The following is a 14,885-nucleotide window of genomic DNA, read 5'->3' on the forward strand; positions in this document are numbered from 1 at the left end:
AAAACCTCCTGAGACGTACACGATGAAAAGACACTATTTCACCATGTGTGATCGTTAAATGATTGTTTTTGTTTCACTTACAAGTTTGTACCAGTAGGCCGATTCTTTCGGATACCGTTTTTGGGTGTCGAAATCGACGTAAAAAAGACCGTAACGTTTGTTGTAGCCGTTGGTCCATGAAAATAAATCCATTAAGGACCATAAGAAATATCCCTTTACGTTGACTCCGTCGCTAATCGCTTTACTGATGGCTTCCAGATATACCTTTAAATAGTCAATTCTTGCTTTATCCATAATGATGCCGTCTTCAAACTCATCTTTATAGCCCATGCCGTTTTCGGTAATGTACATTTTGTTATATTGCGGATAGTCCCGTTTGATGCGCATCAGCATGTCATACATGCCTTCAGGGTAAATGAGCCAGTCCCAATCGGTCCGTTTCAGGCCTTCTTTGTAAATTCTCTCGCCGATTCCTTTTACTTTATAGACCGAAGTGCCCTTATCGCCTGTTCCGTTATGGTGTATAACGGTTTCTCCGTCGTACGCTTTGACGAAATGGCATTGATAATGATTGATGCCGAGATAATCATTGCGCGTTGACGCTTTTTTCATCACGTCAAAATCGCTGTCTGCAAACTCGTATGAAGCGCCGTTTGCCTCACAGATTTCATCCAGAGCACGCATAGTTTCCTCAGAATAATAGCCGAGGTAGGTGGCATCCAGGAGGAATCTCACTGATAATGCGTCATCCAGAAAGCAGGCGTGGCGGTCTTCTTCCGAGTCACTGGCGGGGTATTTTGTTTCCAGTGAGTGGACGACACCGATTTCTCCCGGATAGCCGCTGTCTTTAAAGAGGTTGACTGTCATCGCATGCGCCACCATCATGTGATGAAGACACTGAATGACTTTTGTGATATCGCTTTTAATAGATGGCGGAAAAACCCCCAGTAAATACTGGTTGGTGGCTGTGGGATAAATTTCATTAAACGTGCTCCAATATCGGATTTCGCTGAACTCTTTAAAGCAAAATTCCGCATAGCTGACGAACGCATCTATTGAGGCGCGGTTGAGAAAATCTCCCTGATCAAATAATCCTTTCGGCGTATCGAAATGATGAAGCGTGACAAAAGGGGTGACGTTGCGTTTTTGGCACTCTGAGAAAATACGATGATAGTAATCAACGCCTTCCTGATTGATTTCGCCCGTGCCGTCAGGGAAAATTCTCGTCCAGGCTATAGAAAGGCGGATGCCGTTTATGCCGAATTTTTCACATAGTTTTATATCTTCCGGAAACTGCCGGTAAAAATCACTTGCCGGATCAGGGCTGAATCTCCCCTGTTTTTCAAGAAATTCATCCCAGGCTACAGTCCCTTTGCCGCCTTCTTTTGTGGCGCCTTCCGCTTGATATGCCGCAGTCGCCCCGCCGAAAATAAAGCCATGAGGTAATTTGAGCATTACTGAATCCTCCTTCGCCAATGTGTGAATTGGAGTTTTTTAATGTTTGTAATTGTTATCTTTTGTTTAATAGTAAACGCATACATTTTTGCTGTCAATAGCTTCTTAAGGAAACAATATCTGTATTTACAAGGATATAATGAGTTTTTCAATGTTTTATATTTTGATAGCGTTGTTTGTAATTGTTTGTTTTTGTTGACCGGGTTGCTGCGGTGTGTTAGATTGTGTGTAAAGTTGAGGGGATGATTGAACATGTTAAAAAAGGAGCGTCTTTTAAAAATCATCGATTTTGTAAACGCGCGGGGATTTATTACGGTGAGTGATATTATCGATGAATTGGAAGTTTCTGATATGACGGTGAGAAGAGATCTGGATGAGCTGGATAAGGCCGGAAAAATCGTGCGCATTCACGGAGGCGCACAGAGCATATCTTATTCCATTGATCACGAATTATCGCATAATGAAAAACTGGGTGTTCAAATGGAGGAGAAGGGGAAAATCGCGGAACTCGCAGCTTCATATGTAAATGACGGCGATACCGTTTTTTTAGGGCCGGGCACGACAATTGAACTTTTAGCCCAACATCTGCTGCATAAGCGGATCCGGATTATCACCAACAACTATCCCGTGTTTGATATTTTAAAGCATGGCGACACGGCGGATACCATCCTGATTGGCGGTGACTTCCGAAAAAATACCGGTGCATTCGTCGGGCCCATTGTGAACGGTAATCTGCAAAAATTCAATTTTACGAAAGCCTTCATCAGCGCAAACGGCATACATAATGATGAAATTTCTTCTTACAGCATTGAAGAAGGAGAAGCCCACCAAATCGCGCTGAATAATTCGCGGACGAAATTTTTGCTGGCGGACAATAAAAAGTTTAACCGGGAAGATTTTTACGTGTTCTACAACTTACACGATATGGATTATCTGATTACGGATGATAAAGTGATGAAAGATGTTCAGATTCATTATGAGCAATATGTGGATGTCAAAATCGCAAAAAAATAAAAGGGGGGCGGTTCGATGAAAGGGGTTATTTTTGATTTCAACGGCACTATGTTTCAAGATTCGCATCTCCACGAAAAAGCATGGTTTTACATGGTGAAAAAATACTCTCCAAAAGCGATTTCTGATGAAGACATTTTCGTTCACATTCACGGCCGAACAAACAGTGAAATCCTGACGTATTTTATTTCTGGCGATTTAACAAATGAAGAAATCAAGAGAATGTCTTTTGAAAAAGAAGCCTATTACAGGGAATTATGCCTTGAAAACAAAGATGAGCTAAAGCTGACGAAGGGGCTCATCGCCATCTGAAAAAGTCAGAAATGCCGATGACCATCGCCACGGCTACGGTAAAGGAAAATGTCGAGTTTTACTTTGATGTCTTTCATTTGGGGCAGTGGTTTGATTTTGACAAAGTCACGTTTGATGACGGAAGCTTCCCCGGAAAGCCGGCGCCGGATATTTTTATCATCGCATCAGAGAAATTAGGCCTTAGACCTGAAGAATGTGTAGTCATTGAAGATGCCTTTTCGGGGCTCACAGCGGCGAAAAAAGCAGGTGCAGGCAAGATTATTGCCATTGACCCGTTCGGAAAAAACCGCGCGTTATTTGAAGAAAAACAGCTGGCGGATGGCGGGATACTGACAGATTTCACCTCGTTTTTTGAGGTGATTGCCGGACATTCTGTTTGAGGGATCAGACGGTTTTTCATGCCGGTATGGCCATACAGATACGGACACCGTTCATAACACAAGATGTTTTTGTGTACGGGCGGTGTCTTTTTCTGTTGAGGCTGTGTAATCTGAATCGGTCTTCAGACAGGGGGAATCCCTGTCTTCTTTTTATTACTCGTATGTTCAATCAAGCGCTTGCGTGTATTCGGGTCCTATTACTGACTGTTGATATGTTTTACGATAAAATCCTGAGCATATAAGAATAGCAGCCATCCTGTTAGTCCAAGTCCTGATGCGGCAATGAAAGACAGTGAATGACGAAGGGCGATGCCGATAATGACCAGCATAATGACTGTGGAGGGGAGGCCGGAAGCCACACTGAATGCAAAATGACTTAATGTCTCCTTCGTTTCTCCTTGGATGTACAGCCAAACCATGCTCAGCATACTGACAATTGGCAAAGCGGCTATAATGCCTCCATAACTCGGGCTTCTTCTTGATATTTCAGTGATAATCCCAATAATAGCAGCAGAGACAATGATTTTAATGATCGTAAACATCTTCAGCCCGCTCCTTCATCAAACTAAATGCTTTTAAGACAAGTGTCCTTTCTTCATTGTTCATGTTGTCAAAAAGAAGCTGTTTAAGCTTTTCTTCATCAAGACCGGAATGACGGTAAAGGACATCCGCCCCCAAACTGGTAAGTTTTAAAATGACTTTCCGCTCATCCTCAACACTTCTGGTTTTATAAACGTACTTTTTCTTGAGTAAACGCTTTATATGTTCCGAAGCGGTATTATGTGATACTTGAATCGCTTCGGCAATGTCTTTTATTCCGACTGCCTTCTCTTTTTGAATGACTTGCAGAATCCGTACACCTTGGTGAGTGATTTTTTCATGATGCTGATAACGGAGCCGATAATAAATATCTGTCCAGAGGCCATTTAATTGCAGTATTTCGTTTGCCATAGTCATCAATCCTTGTCGTTTATTAAGATTATATCTTATAATACGATATAATTTAACGGATTGAAAGAAGTTTTTAAACACGAGTAAATTGAACTGCGTTTTGTTTTGGGAGATGGAAGAGAAAGGAGCCACAGGCTACAAAGCTTTTTAGCATATAAAAACGGTGCTGACAATAAGTTGAAGAACTAAAGAATATATTAAAATACAGTCTCCTTCAGCCGAGCAGATGTGCTGATTGAAAAAGATACATGGAATAAAAAGCGGGTAAAAAGATAAGGAAAGGGGAGAGACGATGGAACTTGATTTTGTGATTCGTCTGGCGGTTGCGGGTCTGCTTGGTGCCCTGATTGGGTTGGAGAGAGAATTCAGGGCGAAGGAAGCGGGTTTGAGGACACACTTTCTGGTGGCCGTGGGCAGCGCCTTAATGATGATTGTTTCCAAGTACGGATTTTTTGATTTGTTATCCAACAGCCATACGTCTTTTGATCCGAGCCGGGTGGCGGCGCAGGTCGTAAGCGGCGTCGGATTTTTAGGAGCCGGCACGATTATTTTGCAGCGTCATGTCGTGCGGGGGCTTACGACGGCCGCGGGGATTTGGGCTACGTCAGGAATCGGGCTGACGATCGGGGCAGGGATGTATGTCATCGGCATCAGCGGCACGGTTTTGGCGTTAATCGGGCTAGAACTTTTAAATTTTCTGTTTAAACCTGCGGCGCACTCTTTGTCTGTCAGTTTCCAAATTGAGGAGAAAGCGGTCATGCATGAACTTTTAACTTCACTTGAAGCAAAGGGAATTCTCATTACGTCCTATGAATTGAATAAAGCGGTGCTTGAAGTGAAAGGAAGGGTGAAAAGCAAAAGCGGAAAAGCGGCAGTAATGGAGAAAGTTCAATCCCTCCCGTATATCCTGTCGGTCAAAGTGGAATAGCAGAAAGGGGGGCTCCCCTGTCTGCGGGTCTTTTTCTTTCTCGAGTTCAAACATTAATACCAAGGATAGAATGGGATATACGGCCGCGGAACATAAGGATATGGCCGCGGATAGTACGGAAATGGTCTGGGGAAATAAAAAGGCGGTCGCGGATAATGATATGGCACCCGTTCTTGGCTCTCGGCTGTGTATTCATGATAGAAAGGATCGTACAAGAGGAAAACCTCCCTTGAGTAATATTGATTCCGTTTACCATATTCCTGTATGCCCGGTATAGTGTACGTACATCAGGCAAAAAAAGATGCCGGTTATCATCCGGCATCTTTTTTACACCTTCACGTCAATTACATGGCCGGCAGTCGGGTGCTGGGACGGCAGCATTTTTACTGTTTCTTCCGCAGCGGCCTGGGCATTCTGCATGACCGTTTTTGTTAACGCGATATTTACATTCTGCACAAGAGATGCTTGGTGCATTGCGATTGATAACGCAGGGATATCCATAGCTTCCACACCTCCTTATATTCCTTCATATCGGCGGCTTGCTCCGATTATGAAGAGAGCCGGCGGTTTCTTTTCACGGCCCATTCTAAAAGTGCGGCCGCGCATACTCCGACGGTATAGGCGAAAATGTCACTCCACACAAATTGCCAGCCAAGGATCAGCCCGCCGAGCGTGCTGCTTCTGATCGCGTCAATCCACGGCGCGTGATATAACTGGCTGCATTCAATCAGATAGCAGAACGAGAGGCTGAGGATGGCGGATGTTTCTGTCCGGATGTTTCGAAATAAAAATCCGAATCCGGTAAAAATCATGGCCGCCCACAGGGCATCCCCTAAATAAGCGTTTATGATGCCGGGCAGCAGGGCGGTTATGTATGCCGTTCTGGATAGTAAACCGAGGGCGACGATAAAAACGGTCAATGCCCCGTATGTCAATGGATGTCTATTCACTTCACATGTTCCCCTTTTTTTGTACTCCCATGTATTGTAAGGAATGTCGGAGAAGCTGTCTATGAAAAAAACGGCCCGGAAGGCCGCTTTTTTCGCGTTATCTTGCTTTTAAATTGACGTGGTCTGCTTTTTGATCACTGCCGATGACGAAGTGGAGCTCATATTGCCCCGTATGATAGACGTAATCTGTTTCGCCCGTTTTCGGCACCGTCAGAATTTTGTCAGCGCTGCCGATTTGTTTGCTTAAGATGTCAGGGGTGACGCTGCCGAGGTTTAAGCGCCGTTCAACCCCTGTTCCGAAATAGCGGATTTCTGAGATTTTTCCGTTTTTATGATAGGAAAATCCATAACCGGGGTTTCCCATGTTCCAGCTGTATAAATCAAAAGGATTGCGGCTGTCTGCTTTTTGTTCCGGCTCTCCGATTTTATCGTAAACGTCCTGTCTTGTGCTTTCATTGATTTTCAGGCCCTTCACATTTTGGGGCATTTCACCATTGAACGCCGATTGATAAAGGCTGTTCACCAGTTTTTTTGCACTTTGATTTTCCGATTTTGAAGCGGCTGCGGCATGGACGGACTGTGTATCTGAAAATGCTTCCGCCCCGAACGCGCCTCCCGTAAGCATCACTGCCGACAATCCCGTGATGAGTGTTTTTTTCTTCAACATATGTGAATGCCTCCTTTCTACCGCTCATACCCGTATGTTTCCGCAGCTAAACGAGATGTTTTACTGAAAGGCCGGCTGGGAATCATAGAGGATGTAGAGAGGGGTATAGAAAGGGGAAAGGAAAATGGCTGATACAAAGAAGGTTACAATCAATGGGGTTGAAATGGAAGCGGCAGACGGTCAAACCGTTTTGCAGCTTTTGAACAATAGTTCAATCGACGTACCGCACGTGTGCTATCATCCGAGTCTCGGGCCGATTGAAACATGCGATACCTGTATCGTTGATGTAAACGGGGAACTGGTGCGTTCGTGTTCCGCGCAAATAAAGGACGGAGATATCATTGATACGCTGTCGTCCGATGTAAAAAAAGCGCAGATTATCGGCATGGACAACATTTTGCATAACCATGAATTGTACTGCACGGTTTGTGATTACAACAATGGAAGCTGCGAAGTACATAATACCGTAAAGGAAATGAAAATCAATCATCAAAGCATTCCGTTTGATCAAAAACCGTATCCTAAAGATGAATCAAACCCGTTTTACCGGTATGATCCCGATCAGTGCATTTTATGCGGGCGCTGTGTCGAAGCCTGTCAGGACGTACAGGTAACCGAAACCTTAAGCATCGATTGGGATCGGAAACACCCGCGGGTCATTTGGGATCAGGATGTGCCGATCAATGAATCATCATGCGTCTCCTGCGGACATTGTTCGACGGTATGTCCGTGCAATGCCATGATGGAAAAAGGCATGGAAGGCGAAGCGGGGTATTTAACAGGCATCAGCCAAGAGACGCTTCGGCCGATGATTGACATCACAAAAGGCGTCGAAACCGGATACGGGTCGATTTTAGCCATTTCGGATATGGAATCGGCGATGCGCGATGAAAGAATCAAAAAGACAAAAACCGTATGCACCTACTGCGGTGTCGGCTGCAGTTTTGATATATGGACGAAAGGAAGAGACATTTTAAAGGTGGAACCTCAGGCTGAGGCGCCGGCAAACGGAATTTCGACGTGTGTGAAAGGGAAATTCGGCTGGGATTTCGTCAATAGTGAAAAGCGTCTTACCAAACCGCTTATCCGGGAAGGAGACTCGTTTCGGGAAGCGGAATGGGATGAAGCACTGCAGCTGATCGCCGATAAATTTACGGATATAAAAGAACATTTCGGGCCGGACGCGCTTGCTTTCATCACATCTTCCAAATGCACGAATGAAGAATCATACGTGATGCAGAAACTTGCAAGAGCCGTGATCGGCACGAATAATGTCGACAACTGCTCACGCTACTGTCAGTCTCCCGCCACGGCCGGATTGTTCAGGACTGTCGGCTACGGCGGCGACTCAGGATCAATTACAGATATAGAAAAAGCAGAACTCGTGCTGATTATCGGCTCGAATACGTCTGAGTCTCACCCCGTTCTGTCTACACGCATTAAACGTTCTCATAAGCTGCACGGACAGAAGCTCGTCGTGGCTGACTTGCGAAAACATGAAATGGCCGAGCGCTCTGATGTGTTTTTCCAGCCGCGTGCGGGATCAGATATTGTCTGGCTGAATGCCGTATCGAAATATTTGCTTGATCACGATTTGGCGGATACTGCATTTCTGAATGAGAGAGTGAACGGACTGGATGAATTCGTGAAAAGCCTTGAACCTTACACGATGGAATATGCTGAAAAACATACCGGTGTGGACAAGGACACCTTAATCAAAGTAGCCCGGATGATTCATGAAGCCGGCAGTGTGTGCGCACTGTGGGCAATGGGGGTCACCCAGCATATCGGAGGAAGTGATACGAGCACGGCCATTTCCAACCTGCTTCTTGTGACCGGAAATTACGGCAAGCCCGGGGCAGGCTCATATCCGCTTCGGGGCCATAATAACGTGCAGGGTGCCAGTGATTTCGGCAGTATGCCTGACAGCTTCCCCGGCTATGAAAAAGTAACGGATGAAAAAGCCCGCAAAAAGTATGAACAGGGCTGGGGAACAGACCTGCCGCAAGAAATCGGAATGACAAATCATGAAATGATCGAGGGCATCCACTCAGGAAAACTGAAGTCTATGTACTTAAAAGGAGAAGAAATGGGACTTGTCGACTCCAATATCAACCATGTTCATGCCGCCTTTGAAAAGCTTGATTTCTTCGTGGTGCAGGATATCTTTCTTTCGCGTACGGCTGAGTTCGCCGATGTGGTGCTTCCGGCAAGCCCGAGTCTGGAAAAAGAAGGAACGTTTACGAATACGGAACGGAGGGTGCAGCGTCTTTACAAAGCGTTTGAACCGCTGGGCGATTCAAAGCCCGATTGGCAGGTCATTACGGACATCGCCAACCGGCTCGGGGCTGATTGGCGCTATGAACACCCGGCAGACATTATGGAAGAAGCTGCGATGCTTTCGCCGCTCTACGCAGGCGTCACTTATGAACGGCTCGAAGGCTACAATTCACTGCAATGGCCGGTTGCAGCGGACGGAACCGATTCACCGCTTTTATTTAGGGACAAGTTTCCGTTTTCAGACGGCAAAGCGGTTCTCTATCCCGTTCAGTGGACGGAGCCGAAGGAATTTGATGAAGAATATGATCTTCATGTGAATAACGGGCGGCTGCTTGAGCATTTTCATGAAGGAAATCTGACTTACCGATCAAAAGGGATATCCGAAAAAACACCGAGTGTATTTCTGGAGGTCTCACCCGAACTCGCTGAAGAAAGAGGGCTTGAAGACGGAACGCTTGTCCGTCTGACATCGCCATACGGGAATGTGAAAGTCAAATGCGTTATCACAGACCGGGTAAAAGGCAAGCAGGTATATCTGCCGATGAACGATTCAAAAGACGCCGCTATTAACCTTTTAACGAGCAGCTATGCGGATAAGGATACCGATACACCGGCCTATAAAGAAACTTCAGTGAAGATGGAGATATTGAAAAAAGAAGGCATTAACCCGCTTCCGAAAATCAATTTCCGATACGGAAACCCGCAGCCGCAGATCGGTGTCCGGGTTGAGCGGAAATGGGCGCGTAAAGATTATGTATTTCCGGGAGACGCCGTAAAAAGGGGGAAACAGCAAAATGGCTAAAGCAATCAGCAACATCCGAAAACAGACCGTCACAGAAGAAGACAAACGAAGAAAGGACTTAGAAGAGATCGAGACGGCTCTTTTAAAAAATAAGGACGCGATTTTGGAGTCACTCCATATTCTTGAGCACATGAACGAGCGCGGTGTTTTGGCGCTGCTGCGCGGACTCTTCGGCCAGGGCGACAAAGTAATGGATATCCTGGTGAAAAAAGCGAATACTCCGGAAACGGCCAATATGCTGAAAAATCTCCTGCTGCTGACCGGAGTCCTCGGCATGCTTGATGTAAAACAGCTTGAACCGTTTATCGTCAAACTCAATGCGGGGGTCACAAAGGCTGTCGAGGAGAAAGACAGCGGCAAAAAGACGGGTTATTTTGATATCGTCCGCGCTTTAAAAGACCCGGAAATCAACAAAGCCGTCACTCTGCTGTTTTCTTTCCTTAAGGGCATGGGTGCTGATACGGGCGGTATGGAGAGAAATACGCAGCCTCCTGAAGACCAAAAGCATCATCAAAAACCGCAGACTGATGAGTGAACATCATCTCCCGAGCCTGTCCTATGGCTCGGGTTTTTTGTGCGCTCCCGCTGCTTTCTTGGGAAAAATTTCACTTCCGGATTCATGACTATTGTTGTGTTATGTTAATAGTTAAGGTTATGAATAGAAATAAATTGAAAATATGTGCTAGGATAAAATTCAAGATACATCAACTATTCAAATATGAAGTAATCAGGAGTGATAACTGTGAGTAACCTGAGGAGCCCGAGACAAGCCATCCAAAGAACCCTGATGAAAGGAAAAGACGGCCTGGACGTATACAACCCTTTTCCTTGGTACGAAAAAATGAGACGCGAAAGTCCCATTCAATTTGATGAAGAAACGAAGGTTTGGAGTGTGTTTTTATACGATGATGCCAAAAAAGTCATCAGTGATAAAGAGACTTTCTCAAGCCTTATGTCTGACATGAAAAGCTCAATTGCAAAGTCCATGCTGAATATGGACCCGCCGAAGCATACCCAAATCAGATCTGCCGTCAATCGCGCTTTTACTCCCCGCGTACTGAAGGAATGGGAGCCGAGAATTGAAGAGATTACCGATAATCTGCTGAAACAGGCAAAAAACAAAGGGCGGATTGATATTGTGAAAGATCTCTCCTATCCTTTGCCGGTCATTGTGATTTCTGAATTGTTAGGTGTTCCGTCCGAACATATGGATCAGTTTAAAAAATGGTCGGACATACTCGTCAGCATGCCGAAAGATGCGAGTCCTGAAGAGGCGGAGAAAAATCAGAAGGAACGTGATCAATGTGAGACAGAGCTGGCGGCATTTTTTGCGGAAATAATAGACAGCAAACGAAAACAGCCCGGCCAAGACATTATTTCAATTTTGATAAAAGAGGAAGAAGAGGGAGAGAAGCTCTCGGCCGAAGACCTGATCCCGTTTTGCAACCTGCTTTTAGTGGCGGGAAATGAAACAACGACTAATCTCATTTCAAATGCGGTTTACAGCATATTGGAGACGCCGGGCCTTTATGAAGAACTGAGGCATGATCCTTCTCTCATTGCGCAAACGGTGGAGGAAACGCTTCGTTTTCGGGCTCCCGCTCCATTTGTCAGAAGGACGGTCCGGCACGACACTGAATTGTGCGGACGCCGTTTAAAAAGCGGAGATATCGTTCTCTGCTACATTGCGTCTGCCAACCGTGATGAAAACAAATTTGAGCAGGCAGACGTATTTGATATTCATCGCCAATCAAATCCGCACCTTTCCTTCGGGTTCGGCGTACACTTCTGCTTAGGCGCTCCGCTTGCCAGACTTGAAGCGGAAGTCGCGCTGAGAGGCATTGTAAAGGCCTTTTCACACTTGGAGCCCGTCCGGGTTGAGCCGATCCAAAACAGTGTCATGTACGGGCTGGACTCTTTAGAAGCGGAGATAAACGAAAACAGGGGAGAAGAAAAAAGATGAAACAAACACATATCGCCATTATTAATGTAGCCGCTCACGGCCATGTCAATCCCACGCTGCCCGTCGCCGAAGAACTTGTCAATCGCGGGCACAGAGTGACATTCGCTACAACTGAGGACTTCGAGGCCTCCGTTGCCAAAACGGGTGCCATTCCCGTTTTATACCGCACAAGCTTTAAGGCAGATCCGGAGACGATAAAAGAACGGGTGAATAAAAATGACGCGTTTGTGATGTTTCTGGAAGAAGCGGCAGAAGTGCTTCCGCAGCTGGAAGAGCTGTACAAAGACGACCTTCCTGATATCGTCCTGTTTGATTTTTTAGCTCTTGCCGGGAAATTGTTTGCGGACAGTTGCGGCATCCCGGCCGTGAAGTTCTGCCCGAGCTATGCAATGAATGAGTATTTTCAATTAGGAAGAGACGAAGAAACACTGGAAGCGGCAAAACAGGCGATAGAAGAATACCAGGAGCAAATTGAAAATGAACAGCTCAAACGGATGACAATGGAAGAATTTTTCATGCCTGAAAAACTGAATATTGTCTTTATGCCAAGGGCCTTTCAGCCGAAACAGGAAACCTTTGATGAACGGTTCTGTTTTGCCGGTCCGTCCCTGGGGGAACGCACAAATACGGGAAGTCTGGAAATTGATGCAGCCGATGACCGTCCGCTTATGCTCATCTCACTGGGAACGGCGTTTAACGCCTGGCCCGAATTTTACCAGATGTGTATCGATGCGTTTCGGGACTCAGATTGGCGGGTCATTATGTCAGTCGGCACAACAATTGATCCGGAAAGTTTTTCGGATGTGCCTGATCACTTTATCATCCGCCAGCACGTTCCGCAGCTTGATGTGCTGGAGAAAGCAAAGCTGTTCATATCTCACGGCGGGATGAACAGTACAATGGAGGCGATGAATGCGGGTGTCCCGCTCGTTGTCGTTCCGCAAATGCACGAACAAGAGGTCACCGCAAAACGTGTCGATGAATTGGGGCTTGGCGTGCATCTGCCGCCGAAGGAAGTCACTGCGGCGCGTCTGCAAAAAGACGTTCAGAAAGTATACGGCGATAAAAACATCCTCAGCCGCGTGAAAAGCATGCAGCAGAAAATAGAAGAAACAGGCGGCGCCAAACAGGCTGTTTGTGCCATTGAAGAATTTTTGAAAGAGGCGGCCGTCGAACATTGATTGAGAAACAGGCAGCGTGCCGGACGGCTGCCTGTTTTGTTATATGTTTTTCTTCATGCCGCATCTCCGGCATTCCCGCAAAAATTTTCCGCCCTTTACCGAACTTTTAAACAGCGTATAGTCGCAATTATCACATCGGCCGCTGTGAACATCAGGATATTCATTGAACTCATAAATGACTGAAGTATCGTAGCCTTTTGTCTCGAACTCTTTTTTTGTTTCCATGATTGAAAGTCCCTCCGCGAATCAAATCGGTTTTCCCGGTTAATGATACAGCAACTGCACGGGGGATTCAACGGAGCCTATCTTGATTTTCCGGTCTGATTGCGTAACAATAATAGAAATAAATGACGGCCTGCCATGGGGCGCCCGGCATCTGAAGGGAAGAAAAAAACAGCGATGGGAAAAGGATTGAACGGAAAACGGATTGCGATCGGCGGTTCGCGGAAAACAGAAGAGATCACGAGATTAATAGAAAAGCAGGGCGGAACGGCAGTTGTCCGTTCCCTCCAAGGAACCGTATACCTGGCGGAGGAACAGATTGAACCCGACGTAAGAACATTTGCTGAGCAAAAAGCCGACTGGGTGATATTCACCACCGGCATCGGTACGGAAACGTTATTGTCAGTATCGGAAAAAATCGGTCTGAAAGAAGAATTTTTAGCGGCCGTTCATGAAGCGAATATCGGCTGCAGGGGCTATAAAACATATGCGGCCTTAAAAAAGCTCGGCGTCACGCCGCATGCTTCAGATGAAGACGGTACGACAAGAGGCCTGATCCGCTCCTTGGAACGGTTTGAATTGAAAGACAAAAAAGTCATGATCCAGCTTCACGGGGAAAAAGCGCCCGTCTTAACGGAATTCCTTGAGAAAAACGGAGCGGAGGTATTCCCTGTTCTGCCTTATCAGCATATTCCGCCTGAAAGGGAGACGGTCGATAAAATGCTGGGAGAGCTGTTAAACGGCGAGGTCGACGCCGTATGTTTTACGACTGCCATTCAAGTGCGTTCTCTCTTTGATTATGCAAAAGAAAAAGGGTCTGCAAAAGAATTGCAGCAAGCATTCGAAACACATGTACTTGCCGCCGCAGTCGGCAAAGTGACGGCTGAAGCGATCCGGGATGAAGGGGTGAATAGAGTCCTTGCTCCGGACATCGAGCGGATGGGAGCGATGATTATCGAGTTATCCCGTTACTATGAATCTCTGACCTTATCATAAACAATCATTCAGCAGGGAGAAAGCCTACGCTTCCCTGCTGAATTTTTTTAATTGCCAATGTTCCGTGAAAAGGGATGGATATGTCAAGGCGCTGAGTATGATACATGTAAGAAGAGCGGAGGCCATCGTTGTAAAAACAATCAACAGCTGAAAGCGCACCGCCTGTATCGGATCAGCTCCAGCTAAAATCTGCCCAGTCATCATGCCGGGAAGCTGAACGAGACCTAATGTTTTCTGGCTTTCAAGCGTCGGTATCATACTGAGCTTCATACTCGACGTTAACATATGCCTGACCGCCTGCTTTGGCGTTCCGCCGAGAGAGAGAATCAGCTGAATTTCTTCTTTCCGCAGCTCCGCTTCCGAACTGAGCCGGTTTAAAAACAGGCTTGAGAGCACCATGGAGTTTCCGATGACCATGCCGCTTATCGGAATCATATATCTTGAAGTAAACGGAATGATGTGAAGGGTCAGTAAAATTCCCTGCGTCACGATTTCCACAATAGCCAGTGTCAAAAAAACGCGCCAAAATGAGCCGATGCGCATTTTTTTCCGTTTGGCGACATTGTGCGAAGCGGCCGTGAGCATGAGAAGCACCATTAATATGATAAACACCGGATGATCACCGTGAAAAATCAGCGACAGCACATAGCCGATGATGAGAAGCTGAATGACGGCTCTGACAGTTGCCACGATCATATCTTTTTCTACGCCGGCTTTAAAAGATTTAGATAGGAATAAAGCGATAATGACAAATACACTTGTCAATAACAGAGAAAGATAATCCATA

At 46.1% G+C, this 14,885-nt stretch carries 14 protein-coding genes and 2 pseudogenes; 8 read left to right on the forward strand and 8 right to left on the reverse strand.

All coding sequences use genetic code 11. The features are described 5' to 3' along the window. Positions 1 to 54: 54 nt before the first annotated feature. On the reverse strand, positions 55 to 1,455 hold the full coding sequence (gene lacG / locus ACW5MY_RS06765; RefSeq protein ID WP_013351900.1) for a 6-phospho-beta-galactosidase: 1,401 nt from the start codon (positions 1,453 to 1,455) through the stop codon (positions 55 to 57). A 252-nt stretch (positions 1,456 to 1,707) separates the two neighbouring features. Between lacG and ACW5MY_RS06770 the strand changes: the two genes are divergently transcribed. Further along, positions 1,708 to 2,469, forward strand: coding sequence for a DeoR/GlpR family DNA-binding transcription regulator (locus ACW5MY_RS06770; protein ID WP_013351901.1), 762 nt, complete (start codon positions 1,708 to 1,710; stop codon positions 2,467 to 2,469). Between the two features lie 15 nt (positions 2,470 to 2,484). Continuing rightward, positions 2,485 to 3,158: pseudogene (locus ACW5MY_RS06775) on the forward strand (HAD family hydrolase). A 197-nt stretch (positions 3,159 to 3,355) separates the two neighbouring features. On the opposite strand, the gene ACW5MY_RS06780 reads toward ACW5MY_RS06775, so the two are convergent. Continuing rightward, positions 3,356 to 3,700 carry a DUF3147 family protein gene (locus ACW5MY_RS06780; protein WP_013351903.1) on the reverse strand — a complete coding sequence of 115 codons (345 nt, stop codon included), beginning with the start codon at positions 3,698 to 3,700 and terminating at the stop codon, positions 3,356 to 3,358. Then, a complete protein-coding gene (locus tag ACW5MY_RS06785; RefSeq protein WP_013351904.1) occupies positions 3,684 to 4,109 on the reverse strand; it encodes a MarR family winged helix-turn-helix transcriptional regulator in 426 nt (141 codons plus the stop codon). The genes ACW5MY_RS06780 and ACW5MY_RS06785 overlap by 17 nt, the downstream gene beginning before the upstream one ends. Positions 4,110 to 4,401: 292 nt before the next feature. Here ACW5MY_RS06785 and ACW5MY_RS06790 point away from each other — a divergent pair. Then, positions 4,402 to 4,798: pseudogene (locus tag ACW5MY_RS06790) on the forward strand (MgtC/SapB family protein); the annotation flags it as partial. Positions 4,799 to 5,364: 566 nt separating this feature from the next. Here the strand turns inward: ACW5MY_RS06790 and ACW5MY_RS06795 are convergent. From ACW5MY_RS06795 to ACW5MY_RS06805, 3 genes are all read right to left on the reverse strand, one after another. Continuing rightward, on the reverse strand, positions 5,365 to 5,538 hold the full coding sequence (locus tag ACW5MY_RS06795) for a YjfB family protein (protein WP_013351906.1): 174 nt from the start codon (positions 5,536 to 5,538) through the stop codon (positions 5,365 to 5,367). Between the two features lie 47 nt (positions 5,539 to 5,585). Further along, entirely contained in the window at positions 5,586 to 5,987 is a 402-nt protein-coding gene (locus ACW5MY_RS06800) for a ribosomal maturation YjgA family protein (RefSeq protein ID WP_013351907.1), read from the reverse strand. A 97-nt stretch (positions 5,988 to 6,084) separates the two neighbouring features. Then, a complete protein-coding gene (locus ACW5MY_RS06805; protein ID WP_013351908.1) occupies positions 6,085 to 6,654 on the reverse strand; it encodes a YjgB family protein in 570 nt (189 codons plus the stop codon). Positions 6,655 to 6,778: 124 nt separating this feature from the next. Between ACW5MY_RS06805 and fdhF the strand changes: the two genes are divergently transcribed. The 4 genes from fdhF to ACW5MY_RS06825 all read left to right on the forward strand — a co-directional run bounded on the left by fdhF (position 6,779) and on the right by ACW5MY_RS06825 (position 12,880). Then, a complete protein-coding gene (gene fdhF, locus ACW5MY_RS06810; protein ID WP_462061777.1) occupies positions 6,779 to 9,736 on the forward strand; it encodes a formate dehydrogenase subunit alpha in 2,958 nt (985 codons plus the stop codon). After that, positions 9,729 to 10,271 (forward strand): helical membrane plugin domain-containing protein, encoded by a 543-nt coding sequence (locus tag ACW5MY_RS06815; protein ID WP_013351914.1) that lies wholly within the window; start codon positions 9,729 to 9,731, stop codon positions 10,269 to 10,271. The genes fdhF and ACW5MY_RS06815 overlap by 8 nt, the downstream gene beginning before the upstream one ends. A gap of 207 nt (positions 10,272 to 10,478) precedes the next feature. Continuing rightward, entirely contained in the window at positions 10,479 to 11,699 is a 1,221-nt protein-coding gene (locus ACW5MY_RS06820; RefSeq protein ID WP_013351913.1) for a cytochrome P450, read from the forward strand. Beyond that, entirely contained in the window at positions 11,696 to 12,880 is a 1,185-nt protein-coding gene (locus ACW5MY_RS06825) for a macrolide family glycosyltransferase (RefSeq protein ID WP_013351912.1), read from the forward strand. The genes ACW5MY_RS06820 and ACW5MY_RS06825 overlap by 4 nt, the downstream gene beginning before the upstream one ends. Before the next feature lie 39 nt (positions 12,881 to 12,919). On the opposite strand, the gene ACW5MY_RS06830 is transcribed toward ACW5MY_RS06825, so the two are convergent. Further along, positions 12,920 to 13,105 (reverse strand): hypothetical protein, encoded by a 186-nt coding sequence (locus tag ACW5MY_RS06830; protein ID WP_003154919.1) that lies wholly within the window; start codon positions 13,103 to 13,105, stop codon positions 12,920 to 12,922. A 174-nt stretch (positions 13,106 to 13,279) separates the two neighbouring features. On the opposite strand from ACW5MY_RS06830, the gene ACW5MY_RS06835 reads away from it, so the two are divergent. Then, a complete protein-coding gene (locus ACW5MY_RS06835) occupies positions 13,280 to 14,098 on the forward strand; it encodes a uroporphyrinogen-III synthase (RefSeq protein ID WP_038463212.1) in 819 nt (272 codons plus the stop codon). A 24-nt stretch (positions 14,099 to 14,122) separates the two neighbouring features. Here the strand turns inward: ACW5MY_RS06835 and ACW5MY_RS06840 are convergent, their stop codons facing one another. Next, positions 14,123 to 14,884: an ABC transporter permease gene (locus ACW5MY_RS06840; protein WP_013351910.1), complete on the reverse strand. Its 762-nt coding sequence runs from the start codon at positions 14,882 to 14,884 to the stop codon at positions 14,123 to 14,125. Between the last annotated feature and the right edge of the window lies 1 nt (position 14,885).

It is taken from the genome of Bacillus sp. Bwzl_19, from assembly GCF_054900515.1.

What these genes read in the sequence shown, in the direction of transcription:
- lacG (WP_013351900.1), bottom strand. Translation starts at nt 1,455, where the DNA reads ATGCTCAAATTACCTCATGGCTTTATTTTCGGCGGGGCGACTGCGGCA.
- ACW5MY_RS06770 (WP_013351901.1), top strand. Translation starts at nt 1,708, where the DNA reads ATGTTAAAAAAGGAGCGTCTTTTAAAAATCATCGATTTTGTAAACGCG.
- ACW5MY_RS06780 (WP_013351903.1), bottom strand. Translation starts at nt 3,700, where the DNA reads ATGTTTACGATCATTAAAATCATTGTCTCTGCTGCTATTATTGGGATT.
- ACW5MY_RS06785 (WP_013351904.1), bottom strand. Translation starts at nt 4,109, where the DNA reads ATGGCAAACGAAATACTGCAATTAAATGGCCTCTGGACAGATATTTAT.
- ACW5MY_RS06795 (WP_013351906.1), bottom strand. Translation starts at nt 5,538, where the DNA reads ATGGATATCCCTGCGTTATCAATCGCAATGCACCAAGCATCTCTTGTG.
- ACW5MY_RS06805 (WP_013351908.1), bottom strand. Translation starts at nt 6,654, where the DNA reads ATGTTGAAGAAAAAAACACTCATCACGGGATTGTCGGCAGTGATGCTT.
- fdhF (WP_462061777.1), top strand. Translation starts at nt 6,779, where the DNA reads ATGGCTGATACAAAGAAGGTTACAATCAATGGGGTTGAAATGGAAGCG.
- ACW5MY_RS06815 (WP_013351914.1), top strand. Translation starts at nt 9,729, where the DNA reads ATGGCTAAAGCAATCAGCAACATCCGAAAACAGACCGTCACAGAAGAA.
- ACW5MY_RS06825 (WP_013351912.1), top strand. Translation starts at nt 11,696, where the DNA reads ATGAAACAAACACATATCGCCATTATTAATGTAGCCGCTCACGGCCAT.
- ACW5MY_RS06830 (WP_003154919.1), bottom strand. Translation starts at nt 13,105, where the DNA reads ATGGAAACAAAAAAAGAGTTCGAGACAAAAGGCTACGATACTTCAGTC.
- ACW5MY_RS06835 (WP_038463212.1), top strand. Translation starts at nt 13,280, where the DNA reads ATGGGAAAAGGATTGAACGGAAAACGGATTGCGATCGGCGGTTCGCGG.
- ACW5MY_RS06840 (WP_013351910.1), bottom strand. Translation starts at nt 14,884, where the DNA reads ATGGATTATCTTTCTCTGTTATTGACAAGTGTATTTGTCATTATCGCT.